This is a genomic window from Eggerthella lenta DSM 2243, assembly GCF_000024265.1.
Taxonomy (GTDB): domain Bacteria; phylum Actinomycetota; class Coriobacteriia; order Coriobacteriales; family Eggerthellaceae; genus Eggerthella; species Eggerthella lenta.
In genome coordinates, this window is the sequence record NC_013204.1 from 2,422,501 (window position 1) to 2,446,879 (window position 24,379).

At 68.3% G+C, this 24,379-nt stretch carries 22 protein-coding genes, 3 tRNA genes, 1 other RNA gene and 1 riboswitch (1 of these 27 cut by a window edge); of the genes, 9 read left to right on the plus strand and 17 right to left on the minus strand.

Features of this window, described 5'->3' with window-relative positions:
- From ELEN_RS10315 to ELEN_RS10340, 6 genes are all read left to right on the plus strand, one after another.
- Positions 1 to 563: the 3' portion of a CCA tRNA nucleotidyltransferase gene (locus tag ELEN_RS10315; protein WP_015760928.1), read on the plus strand. 835 nt of this gene lie to the left of the window's left edge; 563 of the gene's 1,398 nt are visible here — the last part of the coding sequence; its start codon lies off the left edge, out of view; its stop codon occupies positions 561 to 563.
- A 110-nt stretch (positions 564 to 673) separates the two neighbouring features.
- Entirely contained in the window at positions 674 to 1,414 is a 741-nt protein-coding gene (locus ELEN_RS10320) for a CDGSH iron-sulfur domain-containing protein (RefSeq protein ID WP_009306221.1), read from the plus strand.
- Between the two features lie 174 nt (positions 1,415 to 1,588).
- Positions 1,589 to 1,662: transfer RNA gene (locus ELEN_RS10325), tRNA-Gln, on the plus strand.
- Between the two features lie 31 nt (positions 1,663 to 1,693).
- Positions 1,694 to 1,770: transfer RNA gene (locus ELEN_RS10330), tRNA-Glu, on the plus strand.
- A 181-nt stretch (positions 1,771 to 1,951) separates the two neighbouring features.
- Positions 1,952 to 3,004, plus strand: coding sequence for an MBL fold metallo-hydrolase (locus tag ELEN_RS10335; RefSeq protein ID WP_009306222.1), 1,053 nt, complete (start codon positions 1,952 to 1,954; stop codon positions 3,002 to 3,004).
- Between the two features lie 30 nt (positions 3,005 to 3,034).
- Complete coding sequence (locus ELEN_RS10340) at positions 3,035 to 4,678, plus strand: amidohydrolase (RefSeq protein WP_015760929.1); 1,644 nt, start codon at positions 3,035 to 3,037, stop codon at positions 4,676 to 4,678.
- A 203-nt stretch (positions 4,679 to 4,881) separates the two neighbouring features.
- Here the strand turns inward: ELEN_RS10340 and thiD are convergent, their stop codons facing one another.
- From thiD to ELEN_RS10410, 14 genes are all read right to left on the minus strand, one after another.
- On the minus strand, positions 4,882 to 5,664 hold the full coding sequence (gene thiD, locus ELEN_RS10345; protein ID WP_015760930.1) for a bifunctional hydroxymethylpyrimidine kinase/phosphomethylpyrimidine kinase: 783 nt from the start codon (positions 5,662 to 5,664) through the stop codon (positions 4,882 to 4,884).
- A 30-nt stretch (positions 5,665 to 5,694) separates the two neighbouring features.
- Positions 5,695 to 6,345: a thiamine phosphate synthase gene (thiE, locus tag ELEN_RS10350; RefSeq protein ID WP_015760931.1), complete on the minus strand. Its 651-nt coding sequence runs from the start codon at positions 6,343 to 6,345 to the stop codon at positions 5,695 to 5,697.
- Between the two features lie 10 nt (positions 6,346 to 6,355).
- Complete coding sequence (gene thiM / locus ELEN_RS10355) at positions 6,356 to 7,192, minus strand: hydroxyethylthiazole kinase (RefSeq protein ID WP_015760932.1); 837 nt, start codon at positions 7,190 to 7,192, stop codon at positions 6,356 to 6,358.
- Positions 7,193 to 7,195: 3 nt separating this feature from the next.
- Entirely contained in the window at positions 7,196 to 8,494 is a 1,299-nt protein-coding gene (thiC, locus tag ELEN_RS10360) for a phosphomethylpyrimidine synthase ThiC (RefSeq protein ID WP_081434200.1), read from the minus strand.
- Positions 8,483 to 8,609: riboswitch (TPP riboswitch) on the minus strand. (Overlaps the previous gene by 12 nt.)
- Before the next feature lie 138 nt (positions 8,610 to 8,747).
- Positions 8,748 to 8,823, minus strand: a tRNA-Glu gene (locus tag ELEN_RS10365).
- Positions 8,824 to 8,874: 51 nt separating this feature from the next.
- Positions 8,875 to 10,191: a glutamate-1-semialdehyde 2,1-aminomutase gene (gene hemL / locus ELEN_RS10370; protein WP_015760934.1), complete on the minus strand. Its 1,317-nt coding sequence runs from the start codon at positions 10,189 to 10,191 to the stop codon at positions 8,875 to 8,877.
- Complete coding sequence (gene ahbB / locus ELEN_RS10375) at positions 10,188 to 11,267, minus strand: siroheme decarboxylase subunit beta (RefSeq protein WP_015760935.1); 1,080 nt, start codon at positions 11,265 to 11,267, stop codon at positions 10,188 to 10,190. The genes hemL and ahbB overlap by 4 nt, the downstream gene beginning before the upstream one ends.
- Complete coding sequence (hemB, locus tag ELEN_RS10380; protein ID WP_015760936.1) at positions 11,257 to 12,249, minus strand: porphobilinogen synthase; 993 nt, start codon at positions 12,247 to 12,249, stop codon at positions 11,257 to 11,259. The genes ahbB and hemB overlap by 11 nt, the downstream gene beginning before the upstream one ends.
- A gap of 24 nt (positions 12,250 to 12,273) precedes the next feature.
- Positions 12,274 to 13,473, minus strand: coding sequence for a 12,18-didecarboxysiroheme deacetylase (ahbC, locus tag ELEN_RS10385; RefSeq protein ID WP_015760937.1), 1,200 nt, complete (start codon positions 13,471 to 13,473; stop codon positions 12,274 to 12,276).
- Between the two features lie 10 nt (positions 13,474 to 13,483).
- Positions 13,484 to 15,052: a uroporphyrinogen-III C-methyltransferase gene (gene cobA / locus ELEN_RS10390; protein WP_015760938.1), complete on the minus strand. Its 1,569-nt coding sequence runs from the start codon at positions 15,050 to 15,052 to the stop codon at positions 13,484 to 13,486.
- Complete coding sequence (gene hemC / locus ELEN_RS10395) at positions 15,049 to 16,023, minus strand: hydroxymethylbilane synthase (protein ID WP_035585969.1); 975 nt, start codon at positions 16,021 to 16,023, stop codon at positions 15,049 to 15,051. Before hemC ends, cobA begins: the two co-directional genes overlap by 4 nt.
- Entirely contained in the window at positions 16,020 to 17,441 is a 1,422-nt protein-coding gene (gene hemA, locus ELEN_RS10400) for a glutamyl-tRNA reductase (RefSeq protein ID WP_015760940.1), read from the minus strand. Before hemA ends, hemC begins: the two co-directional genes overlap by 4 nt.
- Entirely contained in the window at positions 17,438 to 18,145 is a 708-nt protein-coding gene (locus tag ELEN_RS10405) for a precorrin-2 dehydrogenase/sirohydrochlorin ferrochelatase family protein (RefSeq protein WP_015760941.1), read from the minus strand. The genes hemA and ELEN_RS10405 overlap by 4 nt, the downstream gene beginning before the upstream one ends.
- Before the next feature lie 217 nt (positions 18,146 to 18,362).
- Positions 18,363 to 18,992, minus strand: coding sequence for a thiamine diphosphokinase (locus ELEN_RS10410; RefSeq protein ID WP_035585968.1), 630 nt, complete (start codon positions 18,990 to 18,992; stop codon positions 18,363 to 18,365).
- A 54-nt stretch (positions 18,993 to 19,046) separates the two neighbouring features.
- On the opposite strand from ELEN_RS10410, the gene rnpB reads away from it, so the two are divergent.
- From rnpB to ELEN_RS10420, 3 genes are all read left to right on the plus strand, one after another.
- Positions 19,047 to 19,406: RNase P RNA component class A (gene rnpB, locus ELEN_RS15835), an RNA gene on the plus strand.
- Between the two features lie 142 nt (positions 19,407 to 19,548).
- The gene (locus tag ELEN_RS10415; protein WP_009306229.1) at positions 19,549 to 20,424 is read left to right on the plus strand and encodes an RNA polymerase sigma factor; all 876 of its coding nucleotides are present in this window, start codon (positions 19,549 to 19,551) and stop codon (positions 20,422 to 20,424) included.
- Positions 20,417 to 21,097, plus strand: a complete 681-nt coding sequence (locus tag ELEN_RS10420) for a DUF2461 domain-containing protein (RefSeq protein WP_015760943.1) — start codon at positions 20,417 to 20,419, stop codon at positions 21,095 to 21,097. Before ELEN_RS10415 ends, ELEN_RS10420 begins: the two co-directional genes overlap by 8 nt.
- A 244-nt stretch (positions 21,098 to 21,341) precedes the next feature.
- Here ELEN_RS10420 and ELEN_RS10425 read toward each other — a convergent pair whose 3' ends face one another.
- From ELEN_RS10425 to ELEN_RS10435, 3 genes are all read right to left on the minus strand, one after another.
- Positions 21,342 to 22,040 carry an ABC transporter ATP-binding protein gene (locus tag ELEN_RS10425; protein WP_156996985.1) on the minus strand — a complete coding sequence of 233 codons (699 nt, stop codon included), beginning with the start codon at positions 22,038 to 22,040 and terminating at the stop codon, positions 21,342 to 21,344.
- 253 nt (positions 22,041 to 22,293) lie between these two features.
- On the minus strand, positions 22,294 to 23,301 hold the full coding sequence (locus ELEN_RS10430) for a FecCD family ABC transporter permease (protein ID WP_009306232.1): 1,008 nt from the start codon (positions 23,299 to 23,301) through the stop codon (positions 22,294 to 22,296).
- 15 nt (positions 23,302 to 23,316) lie between these two features.
- The gene (locus tag ELEN_RS10435; protein ID WP_015760945.1) at positions 23,317 to 24,324 is read right to left on the minus strand and encodes an ABC transporter substrate-binding protein; all 1,008 of its coding nucleotides are present in this window, start codon (positions 24,322 to 24,324) and stop codon (positions 23,317 to 23,319) included.
- Between the last annotated feature and the right edge of the window lie 55 nt (positions 24,325 to 24,379).

The window sequence follows — 24,379 nt, forward strand, 5'->3', positions numbered from 1 at the left end:
CGCTGTTCCACGACATGGGCAAGCCCGCGGCGTTCTTCACCGACGAAGACGGGACGGGGCACTTCTACGGGCACGCCGCCATAAGCGTGATGCTGGCGCGCGGCATCATGGACCGACTCGCGCTGTCGTCGGCGTTCGCCGCACAGGTGCTGACGCTGGTCGAACGCCACGACGACGTGATCGATCGCACGCCGAAAGCCGTGAAGCGCGCGCTTTCGCGCCTGGGCGGCAACGTCGAGCTGTTCGCCGCCCTGTGCGACCTTAAACGCGGGGACGCGCGCGGCCAGGCGCCTCGCTGCATCGACCGCGTGTCCGATGCCGACGAGCTGGAGCGCATCCTGTCCGAGATCCTCGCCGCCGACGAGGCGTTCTCGCTGAAGAAGCTAGCCATCGACGGTCGCGACGTCATCGAGCTCGGCGTGCCGCAGGGTCCCCTCGTCGGCCTCGCCTTGTCGGATGCGCTCGACGCCGTCATGGACGAGCGCATCGACAACGAGGCGTGCGCTTTGCGCGCTTTCATAGAGGGATGGCGTGCCGAGCATGAAGATCGAGGCCCTCTATAACGGCCGAGCCACCGCCCGGTGACGGCTTCCCGCATGCCGATCGCTGCACGCGTTCGCTTTCTATACTGACATACGCGCATCACGATCATCCCTGGAAAGCGAGGCACCTCATGACCACACCCTCCGCAACCGCCCAGTCGCAGCCGGAAGCCGCCGTCGACGCCCCCGTCGATCGCATGAGCATCACGATATCCCTCAACGGACCGTATCTCGTAAACGGAGGGGTGCCCTTGACCCAGGAGGTCATCACCCCCGTCGGCGGCCATCGCGAGTACCGCACGGCGCGCGCCTTTCCCCACCAGGAAACCTACGCGCTGTGCCGCTGCGGGCAGACGAGCACACCGCCGTTCTGCGACGGCTCGCACGTTGCCGCCGGCTTCCACGGCGCGGAAACCGCGTCGCGCGCGTCGTTCGAGGAGCGCGCCGACATCTACCCTGGCCCCGGGGTGACGCTGTACGATGACAACCGTTGCGCGTTCGCCCGCTTCTGCCACCGCGAGGACGGCGACGTATGGACGCTCACCGAGCTGTCCGGCGACGAGCGCCTGAAGCGCGAGGCTGTCCAGGAGTCCACCGACTGCCCAGCCGGAAGGCTCGTGCACGTCGATTCGGAGACCGGAGCGATGTACGAGCCGGAGCTCGGCCCCTCCATCGCCCTGCTCGAAGACCCCGAGGAAGGCGTGAGCGGCCCTTTGTACGTGCGCGGCGGCATCCCGCTCGTCGGCGCGGACGGCACCGAGTACGAGCTGCGCAACCGCTATGCGCTGTGCCGCTGCGGCGCGTCGCGCAACAAGCCCTTCTGCGACGCCATGCACGTGACCGTGGGCTACGAAGACGGTTTGAACGGATAAACACCTGGTAAACGCCGGAAAATCGCACGCTTGCGTCCTGTCCGACCATCCAATTCGTCAACTTTTCCAAAATAATTTGCCGATAAGGCTTGACGAAGCGCCGCATACCCCGTAATATACCAACTCGCGCTTGCGACTGTTGTTTAAAACAACAGGAGCACATCGGTTAGCCGATGGGGTGTCGTCTAATGGCAGGACAGCGGTTTCTGGTACCGTATGTGAGGGTTCGACTCCTTCCACCCCAGCCATTTTTACGGTATACTGCACAGCGCACTATGTGGCTCCGTCGTCTAGCGGTTTAGGACGCCGCCCTCTCAAGGCGGAGGTCGCCGGTTCGAATCCGGTCGGAGCTACCAATAAATTGTAGGCCAGGAGCGCACAAGCTCCTGGCCTTTTTCTTTTCGATCGTCTTTCGTGTGCCAAAATGTGCCATCTTGCGGAATTACGGTGCCTTACGCCCTTCTCGCCTAAAGCCTTCTACCGCCGGCCGCGCATGCTGTCGTACAATGGCGGCGAACGAAGAGAAAAGGAAACCTCATGGAGCAAGAACAGAACCGCGCACCCGAGACCCCGCCAGCTGGCGCCCCTGCGGAACTGCCGTTCGGCGAGCCCCTGCTGATCTGCCCCGGGCTCTACCGCGTGCGCGTGCCGCTTCCCCATAACCCCCTGCAGGCGCTGAACTCCTACATCGTCCTTGGTGACGAGACGACTACGATCATCGACGTTGGCTTCAACCACCCGGCATGCGAGAAGGCGCTTGACAAGGCGTTGGAATCCCTCGGGCGAACCTGGGACACCGTCGAGATCGTCCTGACGCATTCTCATCCCGACCATACGGGCAATCTCGATCGGATCTACCGCGACGGTATGCGCGTGTATGCGAACCTCCACTCGTTCAAAGAGGTGGAGAATCTCATGCAGATGCAAGCGAACGTGTTCGGCCCCCTGCTGCGCAAGGCGGCGACGCCGCAGCAAAGCGGACTCGTGTTCCGCAAGGGCAAGCATCGCCTGCACATATCGGCCGAGCTGCTGCCGCTGACGTGCAAGCCCGATCTCATCTACCTGCACGAGGGCGACGTGCTGCGCGCCGGAAGTTTCTCGTTCGAGGTGATCGAAACGCCAGGACACGATCCGTGGCATATCTGCCTGTACGAGCCCGACCGCAAGCTCATGATCATCGGCGACCACGTGCTGGAGCGCATAACGCCGTCGGTTTCGTCGTGGTTCCCCGCGTACAACGCCCTCGAGGAGTTCTTGGAGAGCTTGGGGAAGATGTACTCGTACGACGTCGATCTGGTGCTTCCGGCTCACGGAACGCCCTACACCGGACTGCGCGAACGCGTCATGTTCCTGATAGCGCATCATGGGGAGCGCCTCCAGGAACTGTACGACCTCGTGGCCGCCGGCCACGACGACATCGTATCGATATCGTCGCATGCCAAGTGGCGCTACGAGAATTGGAACGAATGGCCGCTCGACCAGAAGTTCTTCTCGATGGGCGAGACGATGGCCCACCTCGTGCACCTCGTGTGCGAAGGCAAGATCAAGCAAACCATCTGCGGCGACGAGTACCGTTTCGAGCTGCCGTAGCGCCGCAGCCGCGTTAGAAGGGAGCATCACATGCGCATCGATCTGATCATCGAGAGCCGAAACGTGTTCACAGGAGTCGGCGACGTCGCCCGACCTGCGGCCATCGCCGTCGCGGGCGATCGTATCGTCGCCGTCGGATCGCGCGAGGACGTGCGCGCCTTCGCGCTCGAGGCGAACGCAGGCGGGGGCGCGCCCGAGGTGCGCGACTTCGGGGACGCGCTCGTGGTTCCGGGATTTCACGACTCGCACCTGCACTTCTTCCATTCGGCCGTGTATTCCTCGCCCTTGGCGACCATGTTTCTGGGCGAAAGCGAGACCGACTGCGTGGCGCGCATGCAAGCGTTCGCGAAAGACCGGCCGAACGGCTGGCTTCTAGCACAAGGATGGCGCGAATACCGCTGGAACCCGCCAGTGCTGCCGTCGAAGCGCTCGCTGGACGAAGCGTTCCCCACGCGTCCCGTGGCGCTGTACTCGGGAGACGCGCACACGCTGTGGCTGAACTCGGCCGCGCTCGACGAGCTGGGGCTCACGCGCGACAGCGTGCCGCCGGCAGGCGGCTCCTACGACCGCGACGAGACAGGCGAGCTGACCGGCATCGTGCGCGAGGCGGCCGCCATGGAGTTGATGCCGCAGATCATGGGGTCGTTCACCGACGAGGAGGTGGCCGACGCTTACCGCGGCTTCTTCGCGCGGCTGGCCGAGAACGGCGTGACCAGCGTATGCGACATGTCGCTCATGGCCCATCCGGGGCTCGACTTCATCCGGGACGACGTGCACGCATCCCTGCTGGAGCGCGGCGAGCTGACCGCGCGCGTGCACCTCTTCCCCACCTTGCTCGACGACATGAGCCGCTTCGAGGACATGCGTGCGCGCTACACGGGTCCGTGCCTGCAGGCACCCGGTTTCAAGCAGTTCTTCGACGGCGTGTCGAGCCAGCATACCGCCTGGGTGACCGAACCGTACGCGAACGCGCACGTCGAAGGCGATTGCGGCCGACCCACGGTGGATCCCGAGATCATGCGACGCTACGTGCTTGCCGCAGCCGAGCAGGGCTTCCCCGTGCGCATCCACGCCATCGGCGATGCGGCCATCCATGCGGCGCTCGACATCTTCGAAGAGGCGCGCGCGAAATTCGGACCGCTGCCGGAGGGGCGGCGAAACTGCCTGGAGCACCTGGAGAACTTCCTGCCCGGGGATATGAAGCGGCTGGCCGATCTGCAGGTGGTGGCCGCCGTGCAGCCTCCTCACATGACGCTGGATCCCGGCGGCCCCGAGCGCGACCTGGGGCCCGAACGCGTTCCGTACATGTGGCCCTTCCGCACGCTGCTGGACGACAACACGGTGCTGGCGTTCGGCACGGACTCGCCCGTGGTAGGTGTGAACTCGATGGACGTGCTGTACAGCGCGGTAACGCGGCAGGACCCGGGCACCCACGAGCCGACAGGCGGATGGCTGCACGACGAGCGCATCGGCATGGCTGAAGCCCTGCGCGCCTATACGCAGGGCAGCGCCGCGTCGGCAGGACGTCGCAGCGAGCTGGGCACGCTGGAAGCGGGCAAGCTGGCCGACATCGCCGTGCTCGACCGCAATCTGCTGGCCTGCGACGCCGACGACATCCAGAAGACGAAGGTGCTGGCCACCTTCATGGGCGGGACGTGCGTGTTCGAGCGGTGACGGATCGGAGCTTCGCGCTAAGCGCGAAACGGGCGCGCAGGTCGGCGTAGTAAGTCAGCGAGGGCGGCCATGGTGCCCGAGATCGTGGGGATGGCGAGGGTGAAGCGTACCTCGGTACGCGAGCCCTCGGCATCGCCGCGAGATCGGGTGCCATGGGCGGCCGCAGCATCGGCATGTTCCGGCGGCCGGAAGGCCGCCGGAACCTAATACTCCCACATGTGGTCGAGGGGGCCGCTTCCCTTTCCCAGGTTGAGGCCGGCGGAAAGAGCTCCGTGGACGTAGCCTTTCGCAGAGCGCACCGCCTCCTCCACCGAGCGGCCTTGCGCAAGCCCGCAGGCGATGGCGGACGAGAGCGTGCAGCCCGTGCCGTGGGCGTTCTCGGTGTCGACGCGCGGCGCGCGCAGCCACACGACATCGCCCTCCGCCGTGACCAGCACGTCGTCGGCGCGATCATGGCGATGACCGCCCTTCACGAGGGCAGCGCCCGTCCCCGCCTCGGCAAGGCGCAGCGCGGCGCGTTCCATCGACGTCTCGTCTACAACCTCGAACCCGGCCAGCACCGCAGCCTCCGGCATGTTCGGCGTGACCACGTCCGCGAGCGGCAGCAGGCGCGCCTTCAAAGCTTCGATCGCATCGTCGCCGATGAGGCGGGCGCCGCTCGTGGCCACCATGACGGGATCGACCACGATATTGGCGGCTGCGTGGCGCTCGAGCGCGTCGGCGACGGCTTCTATGATGGCGGCCGACGACACCATGCCCACCTTCACGGCGGCAGGCCGGATATCCTCGAACACGGCGTCGATCTGCTTCGCGACGAACGCCGGATCGACGTCGAGCACGCCCGTCACGCCCAGCGTGTTCTGCGCGGTGAGCGCCGTGATCGCCGTCTCGGCGAACAGGCGGTGCGCGGCGATGGTCTTGATATCGGCCTGGATTCCCGCGCCGCCGCTGGAATCCGAACCCGCGATGCTGAGCACTGCTTCCATAGCGCTTTTCTTTCTATCGGCGAGCGTCGGCTATGCGCCGAGCGCCGCTTGCACCGCCGCCCGCAAACGACGCGTCTCTTCCTCGATATCCTCAGCCGCGAAGATGGCCGACACCACCGCCGCGCCGTCGGCTCCCGTCCCCGCGAGCTCGGGGATCGTACGCTCGTTCAGGCCGCCGATGGCCACCACGGGAATATCGACGGCGGCGCAGATGGCGGCAAGGCCGTCCGTCCCCACGTCGGCGGCATCGGGCTTCGTGGGCGTGCCGAACACGGCTCCTACGCCCAAGTAGTCTGCGCCGTCGGCCTGGGCGACCAACGCCTGCTCCACCGTCTGCACCGACACGCCCACGATGGCGTCGGGCCCCAGCTTCTCGCGCGCCTCGACGCATGCGGCGTCATCCTGCCCCACGTGCACGCCGTCGGCGCCCGCGATGCGAGCCGCCTCCACGTCGTCGTTCACCACGAACGGCACGCCCGCCTCGCGGCAGAGCGGCGCGAGCGCCCGGGCGCGCAGCACCACCTCGGCCCGGGGAGCGTCCTTCTCGCGCAGCTGCACGAACGTCGCACCGCCCGCAAGCGCCTCTTCGACGCACGCGGAAAGCGTGCGCTCGCCCAGCCACGCGCGATCGGTGACCGCGTACAGCGCCATCGCCCGGCGCAGGTTCTCCCTCGGGTACATGCGCTCCTCCTTATGCTAGCTCTTCGACCCGCGCGCCCGCTTCCAGGGCATCGCCGTCGAGGTTGTACAGGGCGTCCAGCAGGTACGTGCGGAACGACCCGTTGCCGTCGTAGCCGCCCATGCGGCCTTGGGCGATCTGGCCTGCCAGCCCCATGCCGACGACGGCGGCCACCGTGGCGTCGAGCAGCGCATCGGGGTTCGCCGTCGCGAACGCCGCGCACACGCACGACAGCATGCAGCCCGCGCCCGTGATGCGGCCCATGAGGGGACTGCCGTTGCGAACGGCGTAGGCGCGCTCGGCGTCGGCCACGATGTCGATGGCGCCCGTGACGGCCACGACGGCGCCCGTCTTCGCGGCGAAGTCGCGCGCGAACGCCGCGCCGGCCGCCAGGTTGTCCTCAGTGACCGCATCGCCGGGGCACACGTCCACGCCGCGCGTGGCCGCCGCGCCGCCTGCGAGCGCCTTCGCCTCCGACATGTTTCCGCGCACGACGGACACGGCCAGCTTGTCCAGCAGGTCGGAAGCCGTGCGCGTGCGCAGAGCCGACGCCCCGGCGCCCACCGGGTCGAGCACGATGGGATGGCCCAGCTCGCTCGCACGCTCGCCGGCCGCGAACATGCCCTGGATGGAGCGCTCGTTGAGCGTGCCGATGTTCAGCGTGAGGCCGCCGCAGATGGACGTGATGTCGAACACGTCGGCGGGCTCGTCGCTCATGATGGGGCTTGCGCCGATGGCCAGCAGCGCGTTCGCGCAGTCGTTCACCGTCACGTAGTTTGTGATGTTATGCACGAGCGGCGTCGTCGCCCGCACGTTGTCCAAGGCCCTCTTCAAAGCGAACGGTTCCATAGGCTACTCCTTCCCGAGATCGACCGTCAGGCCGTCCATGATGGTGTTCACGGTTCGCATGGCGCACATCTCGCCGCACATGGTGCAGGTGCCGTCGGTCGAGGGCGGAGCGCTCTCGAAGTAGCGGCGCGCCTTGACCGGATCGAGCGCCTCGGCGAACATGCCCTCCCAGTCCACGCGGCGCCGAGCGTCGCTCATGCGGTTGTCGCGGTCGCGCGCTCCGGGCACCCCGCGCGCGATGTCGGCCGCATGCGCGGCGATCTTCGTGGCCACGAGGCCCTCGCGCACGTCGGCGGCGTCGGGCAGGCGCAGATGCTCGGCCGGCGTGACGTAGCAGAGGAAGTCGGCGCCCGAAGCCGCGGCAACCGCGCCCCCGATGGCGGCCGTGATATGGTCGTAGCCCGGCGCGATGTCGGTGACCAGCGGCCCCAGCACGTAGAAGGGCGCGTCGTGGCACAGCCGCTTTTCCAGCTTCATGTTGGCGGCGATCTCATCGAGCGCCATATGCCCGGGGCCTTCCACCATCACCTGCACGCCCGCGTCCCATGCGCGCTTCGTGAGCTTGCCGATCTCGATGAGCTCGGCGATCTGCCCCGCGTCGGTGGCGTCGTACGAGGAGCCGGGCCGCATGGCATCGCCCAGGCTGATGGTCACGTCGTGCTCGTGCAGGATGGCCAGCACCTCGTCGTAGAACTCGTAGAAGGGGTTCTCGTTGCCGGTGGCCTCCATCCACGCGAAGATGAGCGACCCGCCGCGGCTCACGATGTTCGTGAGGCGGCCCGTCTCGCGAAACGACTCGATGGTGCGCCGATTCATGCCCGCGTGGATGGTGACGAAGTCCACGCCGTCCTCTGCATGCGCGCGGACCACGTCGAGGAAGTCCTCCACCGTGATGGTGATCAGCGGCTTCTCCAGATAGCCGATGGCGTCGTACATGGGCACGGTGCCGATCATGGCCGGCGACTTCTCGATGAGCGCGCTGCGGAACGCGTGCGTCTTGCCGGTGTTCGACAAGTCCATGATGGCCTCGGCGCCCAGCTCCAGCGCCACGTCCACCTTCTTCCATTCCTCGGCCTCGTCGGCGACGTCGCCCGAAATGCCCAGGTTCACGTTCACCTTCGTGCGCAGGCCGCCGCCCACGCCTTCGGGCGACAAGCTGGTATGGTGGATGTTGGCGGGGATGGCGATGCGCCCGGCCGCAACCCCCTCGCGGATGAACTCGGGGTCGCGCCCCTCCTTCTCGGCCACGATGGCCATTTCGCGGGTGATGGTGCCGGCGCGTGCCGCGTCGATCTGCGTCATAGAACTCCCTTCGTTGGCATTACCCATGTCAGGTTCCTCGGGTCGAAGCGTGAATCGGCGCTTCCTCTCAGCCTGTCCGGCCGCGATGCGGCTGCAAGCTCCCCGGTATGAAAAGGTACGCGACCAGTATAGCCTTCCGTGCGCATAAGCGGCGCGGACGACGCGTAGACGACGGTTTTTCCACGGCAACGGCGGTACGCGGCGAAGTGCGCATGCGAAAGCCCCGGGCGCGTTGCCCGGGACGGTGCGAGGCTGGTGCCCCCAGGAGGATTCGAATCTCCGTTTCCGGCTTGAAGAGCCGGCGTCCTTGGCCGCTAGACGATGGGGGCGTATCGCGAAAAAGGCCGGATCCGCACGCGGCGGGCGACCTTCCGGGATGGTCAGGAGCCGGGCGTCCCGTACAGTTCGGACAGCACGTCACCGGCCGCGCAGACGAACGCGTCGATCTCGTCGTCGGTGTGGGCGAGCGAGAGGAACAGCCCTTCGAACTGGCTCGGCGCGATAAGGAATCCCCGCTCGAGCATGCCGGCGAAATAGCGGGCGAACGCCTCGGTATCGCACGCCTTCGCCCCCGCGTAGTCGCGCACGGGATCCGGCGAGAAGAACAGCGTGGCCAGCGACCCTGCGCGGTTCACCGTGCACGGCGCCTGCGCGTTCGCGACCGCGCGCTCGAGGCCCGCCTGAAGCCGCGCGCCCCCGGCTTCGAGCCGCTCGTACACGCCCGGCCATTCGAGCTGGGAAAGCGTGGCAAGGCCAGCCTCCATGGCCACGGGGTTGCCCGAAAGCGTGCCCGCCTGGTACACCGGCCCCAGCGGAGCGAGCGCGCTCATCACCTCCGCGCGCCCGGCCAAGCAGCCCACGGGAAAACCGCCGCCGACGATCTTGCCGAGCGTGCACACATCGGGCATCACGCCGTAACGCTCCTGCGCGCCGCCGAGCGCCGCGCGGAACCCGCTGATGACCTCGTCGAAGATAAGGAGCGCGCCCGCCTGGTCGCACTGCGCGCGCAACCCCTCCAAGAAGCCGGGGGCGGGCGGCACGACGCCCATGTTGCCCGCGACGGGCTCCACGATGACGGCGGCCACGCGGCCCTCGTGCGCGGAGAGGATGCGCTCGAGAGCTTCGAGGTCGTTGTAGGGCGCGACGAGCGTGTCGCGCGCGGCCCCCTCGGTCACCCCCGGCGTACCCGGGATGCCGAGCGTGGCCACACCGCTGCCCGCGTTCGCCAGAAGCGCGTCGGAGTGGCCATGGTAGCACCCGTCGAACTTGACGACGAGCGAGCGTCCCGTGAAACCGCGCGCAAGACGCACCGCGCTCATCGTGGCCTCGGTGCCCGACGACACCATGCGCGCCATCTCGGCGCACGGCACGAGCGCGCATATGCGCTCGGCCAGGCGCACCTCGGCTTCGCAGGGCGCGCCGAACGACAGCCCGCGCTCCATCTGGGCGCGCACCGCCTCGAGAACCGCGGGCGGGCGATGCCCGAGGATCATCGGCCCCCATGAGCCGATGAAGTCGACGTACTCGTTGCCGTCCACGTCGACGACGCGGCTGCCCTCGGCGCGCTCGTAGAACACCGGGTCGCACCCGACGTTCGCGCACGCGCGCACCGGCGAGTTCACCCCGCCGGGGATGCGCAGCCGCGCCTCGGCGAACAGCGCGGCCGAACGCTCGCGCCGCATGATGGTCTTCGTCATCGTTCCTCCTCGAAGTAGCGCATGGACGTCTTCTTGAACTCCCGAGTGGACAGCAGCAGGCGCGCGGGCAGCACGTCGATGCCGGCCCTCGACAAGTCGTCGTGGAGCCGGGCGGCCGTCCGCTCGCAGGCGTCGCGGTCGCGGCCGTGGATCATCGTGTACAAGTTGTAGGGCCACGTCTGCGAACGCGGCCGCTCATAGCAATGGCTCACCTCGGCCGGGGCCGCCAAAACGGTGCCCGCGGCCAGCACTTGCTCGTCCGGCACGTTCCACACCCCCATGGCGTTGCTCGAGAACCCCATGCGGCGGTGCCGGACCATCGCGCCGAAGCGCCGGACAGCCCCGGCTTCCAGCAACGCGCGCGTGCGATCGGAGGCCCATCGCTCGTTCAACGCAGTGCCCGCATACGAGGAAGCGACCTCGGCCGCGCGCGCGAAGGGGCGCAGCGTGCCGCCCAGATCGCCTTGCAGCGCGCGCACGAGCGCCCGATCGGCATCGTCGAGCGGCTCTGCGACGACGCGCGCCGGCTCGAGGGGAGCGCGAAGCGACGAAGGAGCAGCGGCGGACGCCTCGTCGGTTCCAGCTCCTTCGCGCACGTCGAAGGCGACCTTTATCTTGAACAGGCGGATGGCCGGCAGCGCCAGCACGTCGTCGCATCCCGTCTGCGCCACGATGCGCGCAAGCTCCGCGTCGCGCGCCTCCGCGCCCCGCGCGATGAGCGTGAACCACAGGTTGTAGCGGTCGTCGCGCTCGTAGTTGTGCGTGATGCCCGGATGCGCGCCCACGAGCGCGGCCACCCGGTCGAGGTCGCCGGGTTCCACGGCAAGCGCGACGAGCGTGGATGCGTAGCCGATGCGCGACGATTCGAAGCTGGCGCCGATGCGTCGGACGATGTCGGCCGTGCGCGCAGCCTCCACCGCGGCGAACGCCTGCTCCTCCGACGTGCCGCACGCATCCCCCAGCGCCGCGTAGGGGCGCTCGCACACGGGAAGCTCCTGCTGCACGCGCGTGAGCACGCGGCGGGCGACGGGCGAATCGAGGTGGACGCCCAGCGTGCCGCGCGCCTCAGCGGCCATGACGGCCTCCGATGATCCAGCGCGCAGCGTCCTTCGCATGGTAGGTGATGATTGCGTCGGCGCCGGCGCGCTTCATGGAAAGCAGCGTCTCCAGCACCACGCGGCGCTCGTCGATCCACCCTTGCGCGGCGGCGGCCTTCACCATGGCGTACTCGCCCGACACGTTGTAGGCCACGGTGGGAAACGCGAAGGCGTCCTTCACGCGCCGCACCACGTCCAGATAGGATAGCGCCGGCTTCACGATGACAAGGTCGGCCCCCTCCTCGATGTCGAGGCGCACCTCGCGCAGCGCCTCGACGCTGTTCGCGGGATCCATCTGGTACGCCGAGCGGTCGCCGAACGCCGGCGCCGAATCGGCCGCATCGCGGAACGGCCCGTAGTAGCCCGACGCGTACTTCGCCGCATACGCCATGATGGGCACGTGCGAAAAGCCCGCCTCGTCGAGCGCCGAGCGCAGCGCGCCCACGCGCCCGTCCATCATGTCGGACGGGGCCACCATGTCGGCTCCGGCGCGCGCATGGCTCACCGCCTCGGCCGCCAGGAGCCCGAGCGTCTCGTCGTTGTCCACGCCCCCGCGCTCGTCGAGCACGCCGCAATGGCCGTGGCTCGTGTACTCGCACAAGCACACGTCGGTGATCACGTGGAAGTCGGGCGCGTGTTCCTTGATGGCGCGCACGGCCTGCTGCACCACGCCGCGGTCGTCGTAAGCTTCGCTGCCCCGCTCGTCCTTGCGCGCAGGAAGGCCGAACAGCATGAGCGAGTTCACGCGGCAGCTTCGAAGCTCGTCCACCTCGGCCGCCAGCTGGTCGATCGAAAGCTGGAACACGCCCGGCATGGACGCCACCTCGTCGCGCACGCCGGCCCCCGGCTTCACGAACACCGGGTATACCAGATCGCCCGGTTCCACGCGCGTCTCGCGCACGAACGCGCGCACCGCGGGGTTCGCACGCATGCGGCGCGGACGGTAAGCGGGAAATCCCATGGTCGTCGCTCCTCTCCGGCGCGCTTACGCGACGCCGATCTCCTCGTCGGTCAGGTAGCATGCCGGGTCGGGGCCCCACAGATCGCCCGTGGCGGCCTCGCTGCGCACGCGGAAGTTGCCGTTGCAGATGTCGAGCCAGCGACACTGCTGGCAGCGCCCCTTCACGAAGGGCCGCTTGTCCTTCAGGCGGAACATGAGCTCGCTTTGCTCGGTGGCGCGGCTCGTGTCGCCCCATATCTCCGAGAACGTCCGCTCGCGCACGTTGCCCAGCGGGAAATGGCGCCAGAACTGGTCGGCGTACACCTCCCCGTCCCAGCTCACGCACCCGATGCCCGCGCCCGTGGAGTTGCCGCGGTTCCATTGGAGCAGCTGCAGCACCTCTTCGGCGCGTGCCGGGTTCTCGCGCAGAAGCTCCAGGTAGACGAAGGGCCCGTCGGCGTGGTTGTCCACCGTGAGGATCTCGGGCGACCCGCCCCGGTCGAACCAGTCGCGCGTCCGGTCCATGATGAGGCGCACAGCCGCACGCGTCTCGGCATGGTCGAGGTCCTCATCCATGAGCGCGCTCCCCCGCCCCGTGTACACGAGGTGGTAGAAGCAGGCGCGCTTCACGCCTTCCGCCTCCATGATGTCGAACACGTCGCCTATCTCGCGCCAGTTGCGCTTGTTGACGGTCATGCGCAGGCCCACCTTGATGCCCGCCGCCTTCGCGTTGCGCATGCCCTCGATGGCGCGGTCGAAGCTGCCGGGCAGGCCGCGGAACTCGTCGTGCGTCTCGCGCGCGCCATCGAGCGACACGCCCACGTACGAAAGCCCCACGTCGGCGAAGCGCGCCGCCAGCTCAGGCGTGATGAGCGTGCCGTTCGTCGACAGGACCACGCGCATGCCGCGATCTTTCGCGTGCTGCATGAGCTCGACCACGTCCTCGCGCATGCACGGCTCCCCTCCCGAGAACAGCAGCACGGGCGCGCCGAACGCGGACAGGTCGTCGATCATGGCCTTCGCCTCGCCGGAAGACATCTCGCCCTCGTAGCTCTTGCACTCGGATCCCGCGTAGCAGTGCACGCAGCGCAGGTTGCACGTCTGCGTGCAGTTCCACACCACGACGGGTTTCTTGTCGCGCGAGAACTGCAGCAGCTCGCTGGGGAGCTTGCCCGACTCGCGGTTGTAGCGCAGCACGTCGGCAGGCTCGACCGCCCCGCAGTACAGCTTGGATATTCCGATCATATACGCTCCTTCACGTTTCGTTGACGCACGAGGCGCGGTGCTTGACGATGGCCTCGACCAGGCCGTCGATCGTGTACGCTTCGGCCTGGGCCGCGATGCGCAGCGACTCGTCGCGAGCGGTGGTGGTGGTGATGGGCCCGATGGAATAGAAGTCGAGGCGCTCGAGCACCTCGACCGGGTTCGGCGCAACGTCGCGCACGAGGCCGACGAAGTTGCGCACCGTGGACGACGAGGTGAACGTCACGGCGTCCGCTTCCCCGGCTATCAAGCTCGCCAAGGCGGGTTCTGCCGAAGCGCGCGACGGAGGCACGGTGCGGTACACGGGGACGACGTCCACGCGCGCTCCGCAGGCGCGCAGCATCCGAGGCAGCACGTCGCGCGCCTCGAGGGCTCGCGGCACGAGCACCCAGTCGCCGTCCGTCAAGCCCGCCTCGATGAGCAGGTCCGCCACCGCTTCGGCCCGGAACTCGCCGGGCACGAGGTCGGCGACGATCCCGCGCTCGGCCAGCTCAGCCGCCGTGGCGGGCCCGATGGCGGCGATGCGCGCGCAGGCGAGCGCGCGGGCGTCCAGCCCTGCGAGCACGAGGCGTTCGAAAAACGCCTTCACTCCGTTCGCGCTCGTGAACACGACGAACCGGTAGCCGGCGAGGCGTTCGATGCACGAGTCGACGCCGCTGAACGAGGACGGCGCTGCGATGGAGATGACGGGCAGCTCGATGACCGAAGCGCCGAGCGCACGCAGCCGCTCCGTCAGCCCGCTCGCCTGGGCGCGCGTGCGCGTGACGGCGACGGTCGTGCCCGCAAGCGGGCCGGGCTCGTACCAAGCCAACCGCTCGCGCAGGGCGGCCACGGCGCCCACGACGATGATGGCCGGCGCCTTGAACCCGACGGCCGCCGCACGTTCGGCAATGGTGGCCAACGTTCCCGCAAGCACCTCCTGCATGGGCGTCGTGCCCCAGCGGACGAGGGAGACCGGCGTGTCGGCCGAGCGCCCCGCCTCCATCAGCCGCCGCGCGATGACGGGCAGGTTGCGCACGCCCATGTAGAAGCACAGCGTGTCGGCGCCGTGGGCGATGCCGCTCCAGTCGACGGCCGTCTCGGCCTTCGTCGGATCCTCGCTTCCCGTGACGAACGTCACCGACGAGGCCAACCCGCGGTGCGTGACGGGGATGCCCGCGAAGGCGGGTGCGGCCACGCCGCTCGTCACGCCCGGCACGATCGGGCAAGGGAACCCCGCCTCGGCGAGCGCGAGCGCCTCTTCGCCGCCGCGCCCGAACACGAACGGGTCGCCGCCCTTGAGACGCACGAGCACCCCGCCTCCGCGCGCGGCCAGATCGCGCGCACGCTGCACCAGCAGCTCGTTGATCTGACGTTGGGTCACATGCTCCGAAAAGCCCTTTTTGCCCACGTACACGCGCTCGGCGTCCTGCGGCGCGTGCGCCAACAGAGCCGGATTCGCCAAGTAGTCGTACACCACGACGTCGGCTCGCGAAAGCGCGGCCGCTCCCGCGAGCGTGAGCAGGTTCGGATCGCCCGGCCCCGCTCCCACGAGCAGAGCCTCCACCCCCTGCGCCGTCATGCGAGCGGCCTTTCGTCGCCCGCGGCCCGCACCGCGTCGAGCACGGCACGCGCGCCCTGGGCCTCAAACTCCTCCACCGCCCGCTGCGCGAGCGCGCGGGCTTCTCGGACGGCCGCCTCGACCGCGTCCGTGTCGTTGGGCGGCTGCGACGCTGCGGACAGACGGCTTCTCAGCACGTGCGAGCCGTCGAGCGAGCCCACGAACGCGTCCAGCACGAGCAGCCCCTCCTCATAGCGCGCATAGGCTCCGATGGGAACCTGGCAGCCGCCGTCCAAAGCGCGCATGACGTGGCGTTCCGCAGCCACGCATGCATCGGTGGCGGCGCAGCGCACCTGCGCGCAGGCCCGCGCCGTCCGCTCGTCGTCCGCACGGACCTCGAGCCCGATCGCGCCCTGCCCTACCGCCGGCACGACGGTATCGACGGAGAATGCCTCGGCGACCTCGGCGCTCCATCCCATGCGCTCGATGCCGGCAGCCGCCAACACGACGGCGTCGAGCGCGCCGTCGCGCACCTTGGCGATGCGAGTGTCCAGGTTGCCGCGAACCTCGACGTAGTCGAGGTCGTCGCGCACCGCCCGCAGCTGGGACAGGCGCCTGAGCGCGCCCGTGCCCACCCGGGAGCCTGCCGGCAGGCCCGCGAACGTCGTGCCCGACGCCGCCACCAGCACGTCGCGCGCATCGGCACGAATAAGGCAGCCCGCCAGCGCGAGCCCTTCCGGCAGCGCCGTGGGCACGTCCTTCATCGAATGCACGCACACGTCCACGCGGCCGTCGAACAGCGCCTGTTCGAGCTCCTTCGTGAACAGCCCTTTGTCGCCGATCTTCGACAGCGCGACGCCGAGGATCCTATCGCCTTTCGTCTTGACGACCTCGACGCTCACGTCCATGCCGGGGCTGGCGGCGCGCAGAAGATCGGCCACGTGATGCGCCTGCCAGAGCGCGAGCTTGCTGCCGCGCGTTCCGATTCTCATACGATGCACGAACGCTCCTCTCGATGGTGGGGGCACGCGTCGCCGCCATGGCGGGCGCATGCCGATCCGGAAACGAGGCGGCACGTGCGCCCCTCGTCGCTTCGGCACGAGAACCCCTGCGGATACGCGTCGAGGCCGAACAGGTAGCGCGCCGCCTCGGTGTAGCGGTACGCATCCGGATCGCCCGCTTGTTTTCGAAGGCGAGCGGCAGGGCCGTGGAGCAGCTTCTTGGCCACCGCGCTTGCCAGCGCCTCAAGCACGGCCCGCTCCTCCTCGGACGTCTCGACGCCGTGCAGGGCGGCAAGCACTTTCGCCGCGCGGGCCGCCTCGGATGCGCACACGCCGCGCGCCTTGCCATGCATCTGCTTCACCGTGGGAATGACATCGCGCTCTTGCATCCACGCGAGGAACGCGTCTGTCTGCCGGGCGACCAGCGCCTCGGCGCGCACCGACTCGGCAGCGCGCGAGCGTGCGTTCTCGGCCATGGCGGCATCAAGGTCGTCGAGGTCGAAGCAGACGGCGCCCGCCACGTCGGCGCAGGCCGGATCCACCGTGCGCGGCAGTCCCACATCGACCACCACGATCGGCGACGCATCGGCACCGCGCGCCTCGACGGCGCGCGCCAGCGCGTCGCGTGCGATCAGGACGTCCTCGCCGCCCGCGCACGCCACCACGAGATCGGCTTGCGCGAGCCGCTCTCCCAGCTCGTCGAGCATCGCCGGCGTGCCGCCGACGCGTGCCGCCGCCTCCTCGGCGCGCTCGAACGTGCGGTTCGCCACCACGATGTCGCTCACGCCGCGCTCTTCGAGGTACGAAAGCGCGAGCAGTCCCATCTCGCCAGTCCCCACCACGAGGGCGCGCCTGCCGCGGAGCTCTCCCAGCGCGCGTTCCGCAAGCTGCACGGCCGCCGTGGAAACCGACACCGGCCGCTCGCCGATCGCCGTTTCCTCTCGCACGCGCTTGCCCACCTCGAGCGCGCTGCGGAACAGCCGGCGCGTCGTCTCGCCCACAGCCCCCGCGTCTTCGGCGGCGGCGAACGCGCGGCGCACCTGCCCGATGATCTGCGCTTCGCCGAGCACGAGCGAGTCGAGGGAGGAAACGACCCGGAACAGATGCTCCACCGCGCCCGGCCCCTGCTTCACGACGAGTGCCCGGTCGAGCTCCCGCACCCCATCCGCATCCAGGCCCGCGTTGCGACGGAGGGTCTCGACGATGGCGCGGACGCCCTTGGGAGCGGCCAGCACGACGGCGTACGCCTCGGTCCGATTGCACGTCGAGAGGACGACGGCCTCGGACACCTCGTCGTTCGCCAGCAGGCGCGAGAGGTCCGCGCGAAGGCGATCGGCGGGAACGGCCAGCTTGCCGCGCAGCTCGACGCCGGCGGTCTTATGGCTAACGCCCACGACCACGAGCGTCATCGCCCGTCACCCGCCCCGGCGCGGGCCGCTCGAAGCGCTTCCGCGTACACGGCCTCGGCATCGAGCCGCTCGCCTGCGCGCAGGCGCTCGAGCACTCCCAGGTCGCAAGCGGCCTCGAGCACCGGGGCGCGCTCGGCTTCGCCGCCGGCCATGCGCGAACGCACGAGGGCGCGCACCTCGGCCAGCAGGTCCACGTAGACCGCCCAATCCTCGGGAAAGCGCCCTTCCAGCTCCCGCCGCAGCCGCTTCGCAAGCACAGGCGCGGCGCCCGACGTGGACACGGCCAACTGCAACGGCCCGCGCCGCACCACCGACGGCACGATGAAGCTGCAATGCGCAGGATCGTCCACGACGTTCGCCGGCACGCCGCGCGCCTCGGCTTCGGCGTACACCGCCTCGTTCACCGCCGCGTCGTCGGTGGCAGCGTACACGAGAAACACGCCCTCGACGTCGTTTTCGCGAAATGCGCGGCGCCTCAGATCGACGAGGCCGTCGCGCGCCTGCGCCTCCAAGCCCGCCGTGACCGTCGGCGCCACGACTCGAACGCACGCGCCCGCCCGGGCAAGGCCTGCGGCCTTCCGCTCGGCGACGGCCCCGCCGCCCACCACGAGCGCCGTCCTTCCCCGCACGTCGAGGAACACCGGATAGTACGATGCTCCCTCTTCCGCGCCGTCGGGAATTCGCTCGCGAACCGTCTCGACCATGCGACCTCCTCTCCGCGTTATGTCGGATTCTCGTCTTGCCCGCGCATCGATGCGCGGGCGCTTCGCCTGCAGCCGGACTTCGACCGGCTGCGTTCGAGCATAGGTTATGACGTAGCGTCGCCGTCAACGGCGTTTCTCGAGATAGGTCGATATAAGAGGGGAAAACCCTTGGGTGGCGCCGGTGGTTCCGACCGGCCGAGACCGGCCTGCGTTCGTTTTACGCCAGCGGGTAGAACACGTACAGCGTGCCCTCCTCGACGGCTACCGTGGCCTCCTCGCCGGTCAGTTCGTTCGACAGCCCGCGCGAGGTGCGGTTCGACAGCGGCTCGTCGTCGATGGAGTACTCCATGCCGCGCTCGATGACGCCGCGCGCCATGTCGTTGGCCGAGAACACCGACACGGTTCCCCCGCCAAGCGCCGGCAGCTCGAACACGTCGGGACCGGTGAGCAGCCGCACGGCGTACGTGTCGGCGACGGCGGTCACGTACACGTCGCGCTCGGAGAACTTCGCGAACAGCTGCAGGTTCGCCAGCGTGTGGTCGAGCCGCGCTCCCAGCGCGCCGTAGACGATCAGCTCGTCGTGGCCCCAGGACAACGCCTTCTCCATGGCCAGCTCCATGTCGCTCTTGTCCTTCTTGACCGGGTGGCGCGACACGCGGCGGCACTTCGGCACATAGCCGAGCGAGTCGAAGTCGCCCACAGCCATGTCGGGCACCGCACCAATGGCCTCGAGGTGCGCGAAGCCCGCGTCCACCGCGATGACATAGTCGAACTCCCCGGCCGCCTGGCGGGCCTTGAAGTCCTCCGCGTTGAAATCGACCGCCCCCACGAGCGCGCACGTAGCCATGTTCCACACTTTCCTTACCTTCGAGCCGTACCGATCGTGATAGAATACCATACGCGAGCGGGCCAGACGATCGCGCGCTTCGGCGTGAGGAAAGTCCGGGCTCCATAGGGCAAGATGCCAGCTAACGGCTGGGCGGGGCGACCCGACGGAAAGTGCCACAGAAAAGAAGACTCCCCCGCGAACACGCGCTTCGGCGCGCAGAAACGGGAGAAAAGCTGAAACGGTGCGGTAAGAGCGCACCAGCGCGCCGGCAACGGCGCGGCTTGGAAAACCCCATCTGGAGCAAGCGCAAATAGGAACGCGACACGGTTGCCCGCCGTACGTTCGGGTTGCGTGCTAGAGGCGTCTGGCGACAGGCGTTCGAGATAAATGGTCGTCCAACGACAGAACCCGGCTTACCGGCCCGCTCGCATTCTTTTTTTCCACGTTTTCCGTCACACTTCCGACATTCGACCGTCTAACCTATCGAAGGAAGGCATCGGGCGCATCGCAGAGCGCCCGGCCGACGACGAGACGAGCGGAAGCGCCCGGCGGGCCTTTCGCGGAAGGCGGCACCATGCATCGCGAAGAATTATCGAAAGAAGCGCAGCTCGACCTGGTGGACAAGGCCATCGTAGGCGACGGCCAGGCGTTGGAGGAACTGCTGCGGTCCACGAGCGGGCTCGTGTTCAACCTTGCGCTCAGGTTCCTGGGCACCGTCCACGACGCCGAGGACGCGAGCCAGGAGATCGCGGTCAAGATCATGACCCGGCTCTCGACGTTTCGCAAGGAGAGCGCGTTCTCCACATGGGTGTACCGCATCGCCGTGAACCACCTCAAGGACTGCCGCACGCATCAGTTCGCGAACGCCCCGTTCAGCTTCGAGATGTACGGGGCCGACATCGTCGACGAGCGCGCGAAGGACGTCCCCGACCTGTCCGAAGGGGTCGACCGCGGCATGCTGGCGCGTGAGCTGAAGCTGTCGTGCACGAACGTGATGCTGCAATGCCTCGACGCCGACAGCCGCTGCGCCTACGTGCTGGGCACCATGTTCAAGGTGGACAGCTCCACCGCGGCCGACGTGCTGGGCATCACGCCCGAGGCGTACCGCCAGCGCCTGTCGCGCGCCCGCAAGACGGTCGCCGAGTTTTTGGGCGCGTACTGCCAGCACGGCGGCGCGGAGACGTGCTCGTGCGAGCGGCGCGTGAACTTCGCCATCGCCACGCATCGGCTGGCCCCGCACAACCTGGAGTACCTCGAGCTCACCGAGGAGGAGCGCGCGCAGGACGCCTTCGTCGACGCCATGGACGAGATGGACGGCTACGCCAGCCTGTTCGACCGGCTTCCCTCCTACCGCCCCACGCCGCGCGCCAAGGAGCTGCTGGAAGCGTGCATGGGCACCGCCAGCTTCGACGCCGTGGTGAACGCCGGCAAGGAGGCCTCCCATGCCTAACGTCCTCATGCTGGATTTCCTGGCCGACCTGCGCGAGAACAATTCCCTCGACTGGATGCACGCCCACGAGAAGCGGAAGAAGGAGGCGCAGAACGCGTTTCTGGAGCTCGTGCAGGGCTGCATAGCCGACCTCGCGGAAACGGAGCCGTGCTTGGCGGCGCTCGATGCCAAGGACCTCGCGTTCCGCATCAACCGCGACACGCGGTTCAGCGACGACAAGTCGCCGTACAATCCGACGTTCCGTGCGCACATCTCCCCCGCCGGGCGCATGCCGGTGCCCGTGGGGTACTTCGTCAGCGTGACGCCGGGCGGGTCGTTCGCGGGAGGGGGCCTGTTCGCGCCGCACTTCAAGGACGCCACGCGCATGGTGCGCGACCGCATCGCGGCCGACCCGCAAGCCTTCCTCGACATCGTCGAGGCGCCGGGGTTCGCCGAGCGCTTCCGGTTCGTCGGCATGCCGCTGAAGAACGTGCCGAAGGGCTACGACCCGCAGAGCCCGGCCGCCGAGTACCTGAAGTGCAAGTGCTGGGCGGTGGAAGAGCACTTCGACGATGCCGTCGTCGCCGACGACGAGGCCTGCCGCCGCGCGCTGCTGGACAGCTTCGCAGCCATGAAGACGTTCAACGAGTACCTGAACGAGGCGCTGGAAGGCTTCGCGATGCCGACGCGCTAGGGCGGTTTGCGGCCCGGCCCCGTCGCATCCCGTTCGATTGGGCGCAAAACGATAGCCATGGCAAAGGCAGTCGAGGCTTCGCGGATGGTTCGGTATTGCGCGGGCACATAAGGCCTGGTCGCAGATTCCGCATACGAGGAATCTGCGACCAATGCCCCGCGTTTTCTGCCATAGGGTGCAATTCGCGCCCAACGTTTACCGGACGGTTCGCGATGCCAGGCCTGCGGAGCCGCATCGCAGAACCCTACGCCGGGAACAGCGTGTAGGCCCGTCCCTCGGCGGCCTCGTGCGGACGGATGCTCACGCCGAAGGCCCGCTCGATGGCGCCGGTTGCGAGCACCTCTTCCACCGTGCCGGCCGCCGCGGCGCGCCCGCGTTCCATGACCAGCAAACGGTCTGAGTAGCGCAGCGCCAGGTCGAGATCGTGGATGACCATGACGATGGTCTTGCCCGCCTCCTCGTTCAAGCGGCGGATCAGCTCCATCGTCTCGTGGCAGGCGCGGATGTCGAGGTAGGTGGTGGGCTCGTCGAGCACGATGAGGTCGGTGTCCTGCGCCAACGTCATGGCGATGAACGCTCGCTGGCGCTCGCCGCCCGACAGCCGCCTCAGCTCCTGCGTCCGGAACCGCGCGATGCCCGCAAGCTCGAGGGCGCGCTCCACGTGCTCGCGATCCTCGCGCGAGAGCTTCCCCTGATGCGCCTGGTACGGATAGCGCCCGCATGCTACGAGCGCCTCCACCGTCATCGCCGGCGGGCGGCTGGCCTGGGCCAGCACGGCCACGCGACGGGCGCGCGCCTTCGCCTTGAGCGACAGCGTGGGCACCCCGCCGACGCGCACCTCCCCCGCCTGCGGCCGCAGCAAGCCGTCGACGAGTTTGACCATCGTGGACTTCCCGCAGCCGTTCGGGCCGACGATGCTGGTCACCGCCCCATGCGAAAACATCGCGGAAAGCCCCCCGATGAACGGTTCCTTGCCGTAGGAGAACGACACCTCGCGAAGCTCGATGGCAGGAACACAGGGCTGCGCGACCTCTGCGGTCGAGGAGCCGAGGGCCGAGAGGTCCGCCGCGAGTTTCCCCGAGGGGACTTGCTTCGCGGTGCCGCGACGAGCCGAACAGCCCAGCGGGCTGTTCGTGCGAGCAGGACTGTTTGAGCGCCGGACCTCTCGGCCCTCGGCCCCGCAGGATGCAGGCGCATTATTCAAGGCTTCCCCTCCTGTTCTTCAAGATGAGGTAGATGAAGAAGGGGCCGCCGAGGAACGCCATGAGGATGCCCACCGGCACCTCGTAGGGTGCGAACAGCACGCGCGCCAGCAGGTCGCACACGACGACGAACGCCGCGCCCGACACGGCCGACAACGGCAGCACGATGCGGTTGTCGTGCCCGACGAAGAACCGCACGAGGTGCGGGATGATGAGCCCTACGAACCCCAGCAGGCCCGCGAAGCTGACGGCCGCGCCCGCCAGCACGGCGGCGAGGCCCAGCATGGCCAGCCGGCACGCGCCCACGTTCATGCCCAGCGCATGGGCCGTGTCGTCGCCGAGCGCCATGATGTTCAGCTTGCCCGCCGCAAGCAGAGCCGCGGCGAGGCCTGCCACGATGTAAACGGCGGGCCACCACAGGTCGTCCATGAGCACGCCGGCCAAACCGCCCACGAGGAACGCCGACGAGCCGATGTAGGCGTCGGGGTTCACGATGAGGATGGTGTTCATGCCCGCACCGAACACCGACGTGATGGCGATGCCCGCCAGCACCACGGTGAGCCTCGACGTGCTGGCGCCCAGCGAGATGCCGAAGATGATGAGCGCCGTGGCCAACGCGCCCGCAAATGCCGCGAGCGGCGGCAGCCAGAGCGCGCTGGGAAACACGCTGGCGGCGATCAGCACGAACAGCCCGGCGCCCGAGTTGATGCCGATGATGTTGGGGCTTGCCAGCGGGTTGTCCAGCACGGCCTGGATGATGGCGCCCGCCACGGCCAGCGCGCCTCCTGCCAGAAGCGCCGCCAGCACGCGCGGCAGGCGCACGTTCACGAGGATGCTCTTCGCCGACGCGCTCACGTCGCCGCCCGTGGCCCAGGCGACAAGATCGCCCAGGCTCACCGACGACGACCCCACGAGGAAGGCCGCCGCCGTCACCGCCGCCAGGACGGAGGCGGATACGGCGATTGCGAGCGGTGCGGCCTTTTCACGGTTGAACGAAGTCACCGGACGGCCTTCGCTTTACGCGTACAGAGCGTCGAACAGCACCTGGTAGCTCTGATCCCAGCGCTCGTTCGGCTTGTACTGGAACAGATGCGGGTCGAGCGTGACGTAACGGCCGTTCTGAACCGCATCGAGCGTCGACCAGGCGGGATTGGCAGCCGTTTGATCCTCGAGCGCCTTCATGGCGGCTGCGTCGTCATTGCCCATGGGCACCACGAAGATGTAGTCGGGGTTCATCTCGATGATCGATTCCAGGCTGAAATCCTTGAGCAGGCTGGGATTCTCGTCTGCCAGATTCTTGACGCCCAGATCGGCCAGCATGGCACCCGTCATCGTCGAGGACGCCTGCACGCGGGTGCCGCCCGAGAATGTGGTCAGCACCAGCGCCGTGGGCGCCTCGCCCGCAGGCACCTTGGCCGTGATCGCCTTGATGCGCTCGGACACGGCCTGGGCGTTCTGTTCGTAGAGATCGTCGCGTCCCGTGATGTCGCAGCAGGTGCGCAGCATGCGCTCGTAATCTGCGAACGTCGTCACCTGAAAGCACGCCACCGGGATGTTCGACGCTGCGAGCGCCGCCTTGAGGTCGGCCTGGTTCGAGTCGCCTCCGCGGCCGCCCGAGCCGCTCGTCATGATCACGAAGTCGGGCTCCAGCGCGATGATGGACTCGAGGTTCGGGTTCGAGAAGTCGCCCACCTTCTGCACGTTTTCGGACTTCAGATCGTAGTCGGACAACGTGAACGCATCATCGGATGCGCCCACGAGCGTGCCGCCCGCAAGCTCCCATATGCTGGCGAAACTGCCCATGCAGGCGACCACGCGCTGCGGATTGTCGACGGTCACCTCGGCGCCCGTGTCATCGGTGAACGTGACCGCTCCGGCCTGAGAGGCGGCCGGGGCTTCTGTTTGCGGAGCGCTTGCGTCAGCATCGGCGTTCGGCTGAGCAGCCGAGCAGCCGGCAAGCATCATCGTCGCAGCAAGGGACGCGGCGACGGCGGTGGGAACGATGCGTTTTGAGATGGTGGTCATGAACAGGGTCCTTTCGGGTTGGGTGCTGCAGCTTGCAGGTCTAGCGAAGTCAGCG

Excerpts from the sequence above, each read along its gene's own strand:
- ELEN_RS10320 (WP_009306221.1), top strand. The coding sequence starts at position 674 with ATGACCACACCCTCCGCAACCGCCCAGTCGCAGCCGGAAGCCGCCGTC.
- thiD (WP_015760930.1), bottom strand. The coding sequence starts at position 5,664 with ATGGAAGCAGTGCTCAGCATCGCGGGTTCGGATTCCAGCGGCGGCGCG.
- ELEN_RS10405 (WP_015760941.1), bottom strand. The coding sequence starts at position 18,145 with ATGGTCGAGACGGTTCGCGAGCGAATTCCCGACGGCGCGGAAGAGGGA.
- ELEN_RS10425 (WP_156996985.1), bottom strand. The coding sequence starts at position 22,040 with ATGTTTTCGCATGGGGCGGTGACCAGCATCGTCGGCCCGAACGGCTGC.
- hemA (WP_015760940.1), bottom strand. The coding sequence starts at position 17,441 with ATGACGCTCGTGGTCGTGGGCGTTAGCCATAAGACCGCCGGCGTCGAG.
- ELEN_RS10420 (WP_015760943.1), top strand. The coding sequence starts at position 20,417 with ATGCCTAACGTCCTCATGCTGGATTTCCTGGCCGACCTGCGCGAGAAC.
- ELEN_RS10435 (WP_015760945.1), bottom strand. The coding sequence starts at position 24,324 with ATGACCACCATCTCAAAACGCATCGTTCCCACCGCCGTCGCCGCGTCC.
- ELEN_RS10415 (WP_009306229.1), top strand. The coding sequence starts at position 19,549 with ATGCATCGCGAAGAATTATCGAAAGAAGCGCAGCTCGACCTGGTGGAC.
- thiC (WP_081434200.1), bottom strand. The coding sequence starts at position 8,494 with ATGACGCAGATCGACGCGGCACGCGCCGGCACCATCACCCGCGAAATG.
- hemL (WP_015760934.1), bottom strand. The coding sequence starts at position 10,191 with ATGACGAAGACCATCATGCGGCGCGAGCGTTCGGCCGCGCTGTTCGCC.
- thiM (WP_015760932.1), bottom strand. The coding sequence starts at position 7,192 with ATGGAACCGTTCGCTTTGAAGAGGGCCTTGGACAACGTGCGGGCGACG.
- ELEN_RS10340 (WP_015760929.1), top strand. The coding sequence starts at position 3,035 with ATGCGCATCGATCTGATCATCGAGAGCCGAAACGTGTTCACAGGAGTC.
- ahbC (WP_015760937.1), bottom strand. The coding sequence starts at position 13,473 with ATGATCGGAATATCCAAGCTGTACTGCGGGGCGGTCGAGCCTGCCGAC.
- hemC (WP_035585969.1), bottom strand. The coding sequence starts at position 16,023 with ATGAGAATCGGAACGCGCGGCAGCAAGCTCGCGCTCTGGCAGGCGCAT.
- cobA (WP_015760938.1), bottom strand. The coding sequence starts at position 15,052 with ATGACGGCGCAGGGGGTGGAGGCTCTGCTCGTGGGAGCGGGGCCGGGC.
- ELEN_RS10410 (WP_035585968.1), bottom strand. The coding sequence starts at position 18,992 with ATGGCTACGTGCGCGCTCGTGGGGGCGGTCGATTTCAACGCGGAGGAC.
- hemB (WP_015760936.1), bottom strand. The coding sequence starts at position 12,249 with ATGGGATTTCCCGCTTACCGTCCGCGCCGCATGCGTGCGAACCCCGCG.
- ahbB (WP_015760935.1), bottom strand. The coding sequence starts at position 11,267 with ATGGCCGCTGAGGCGCGCGGCACGCTGGGCGTCCACCTCGATTCGCCC.
- thiE (WP_015760931.1), bottom strand. The coding sequence starts at position 6,345 with ATGTACCCGAGGGAGAACCTGCGCCGGGCGATGGCGCTGTACGCGGTC.
- ELEN_RS10335 (WP_009306222.1), top strand. The coding sequence starts at position 1,952 with ATGGAGCAAGAACAGAACCGCGCACCCGAGACCCCGCCAGCTGGCGCC.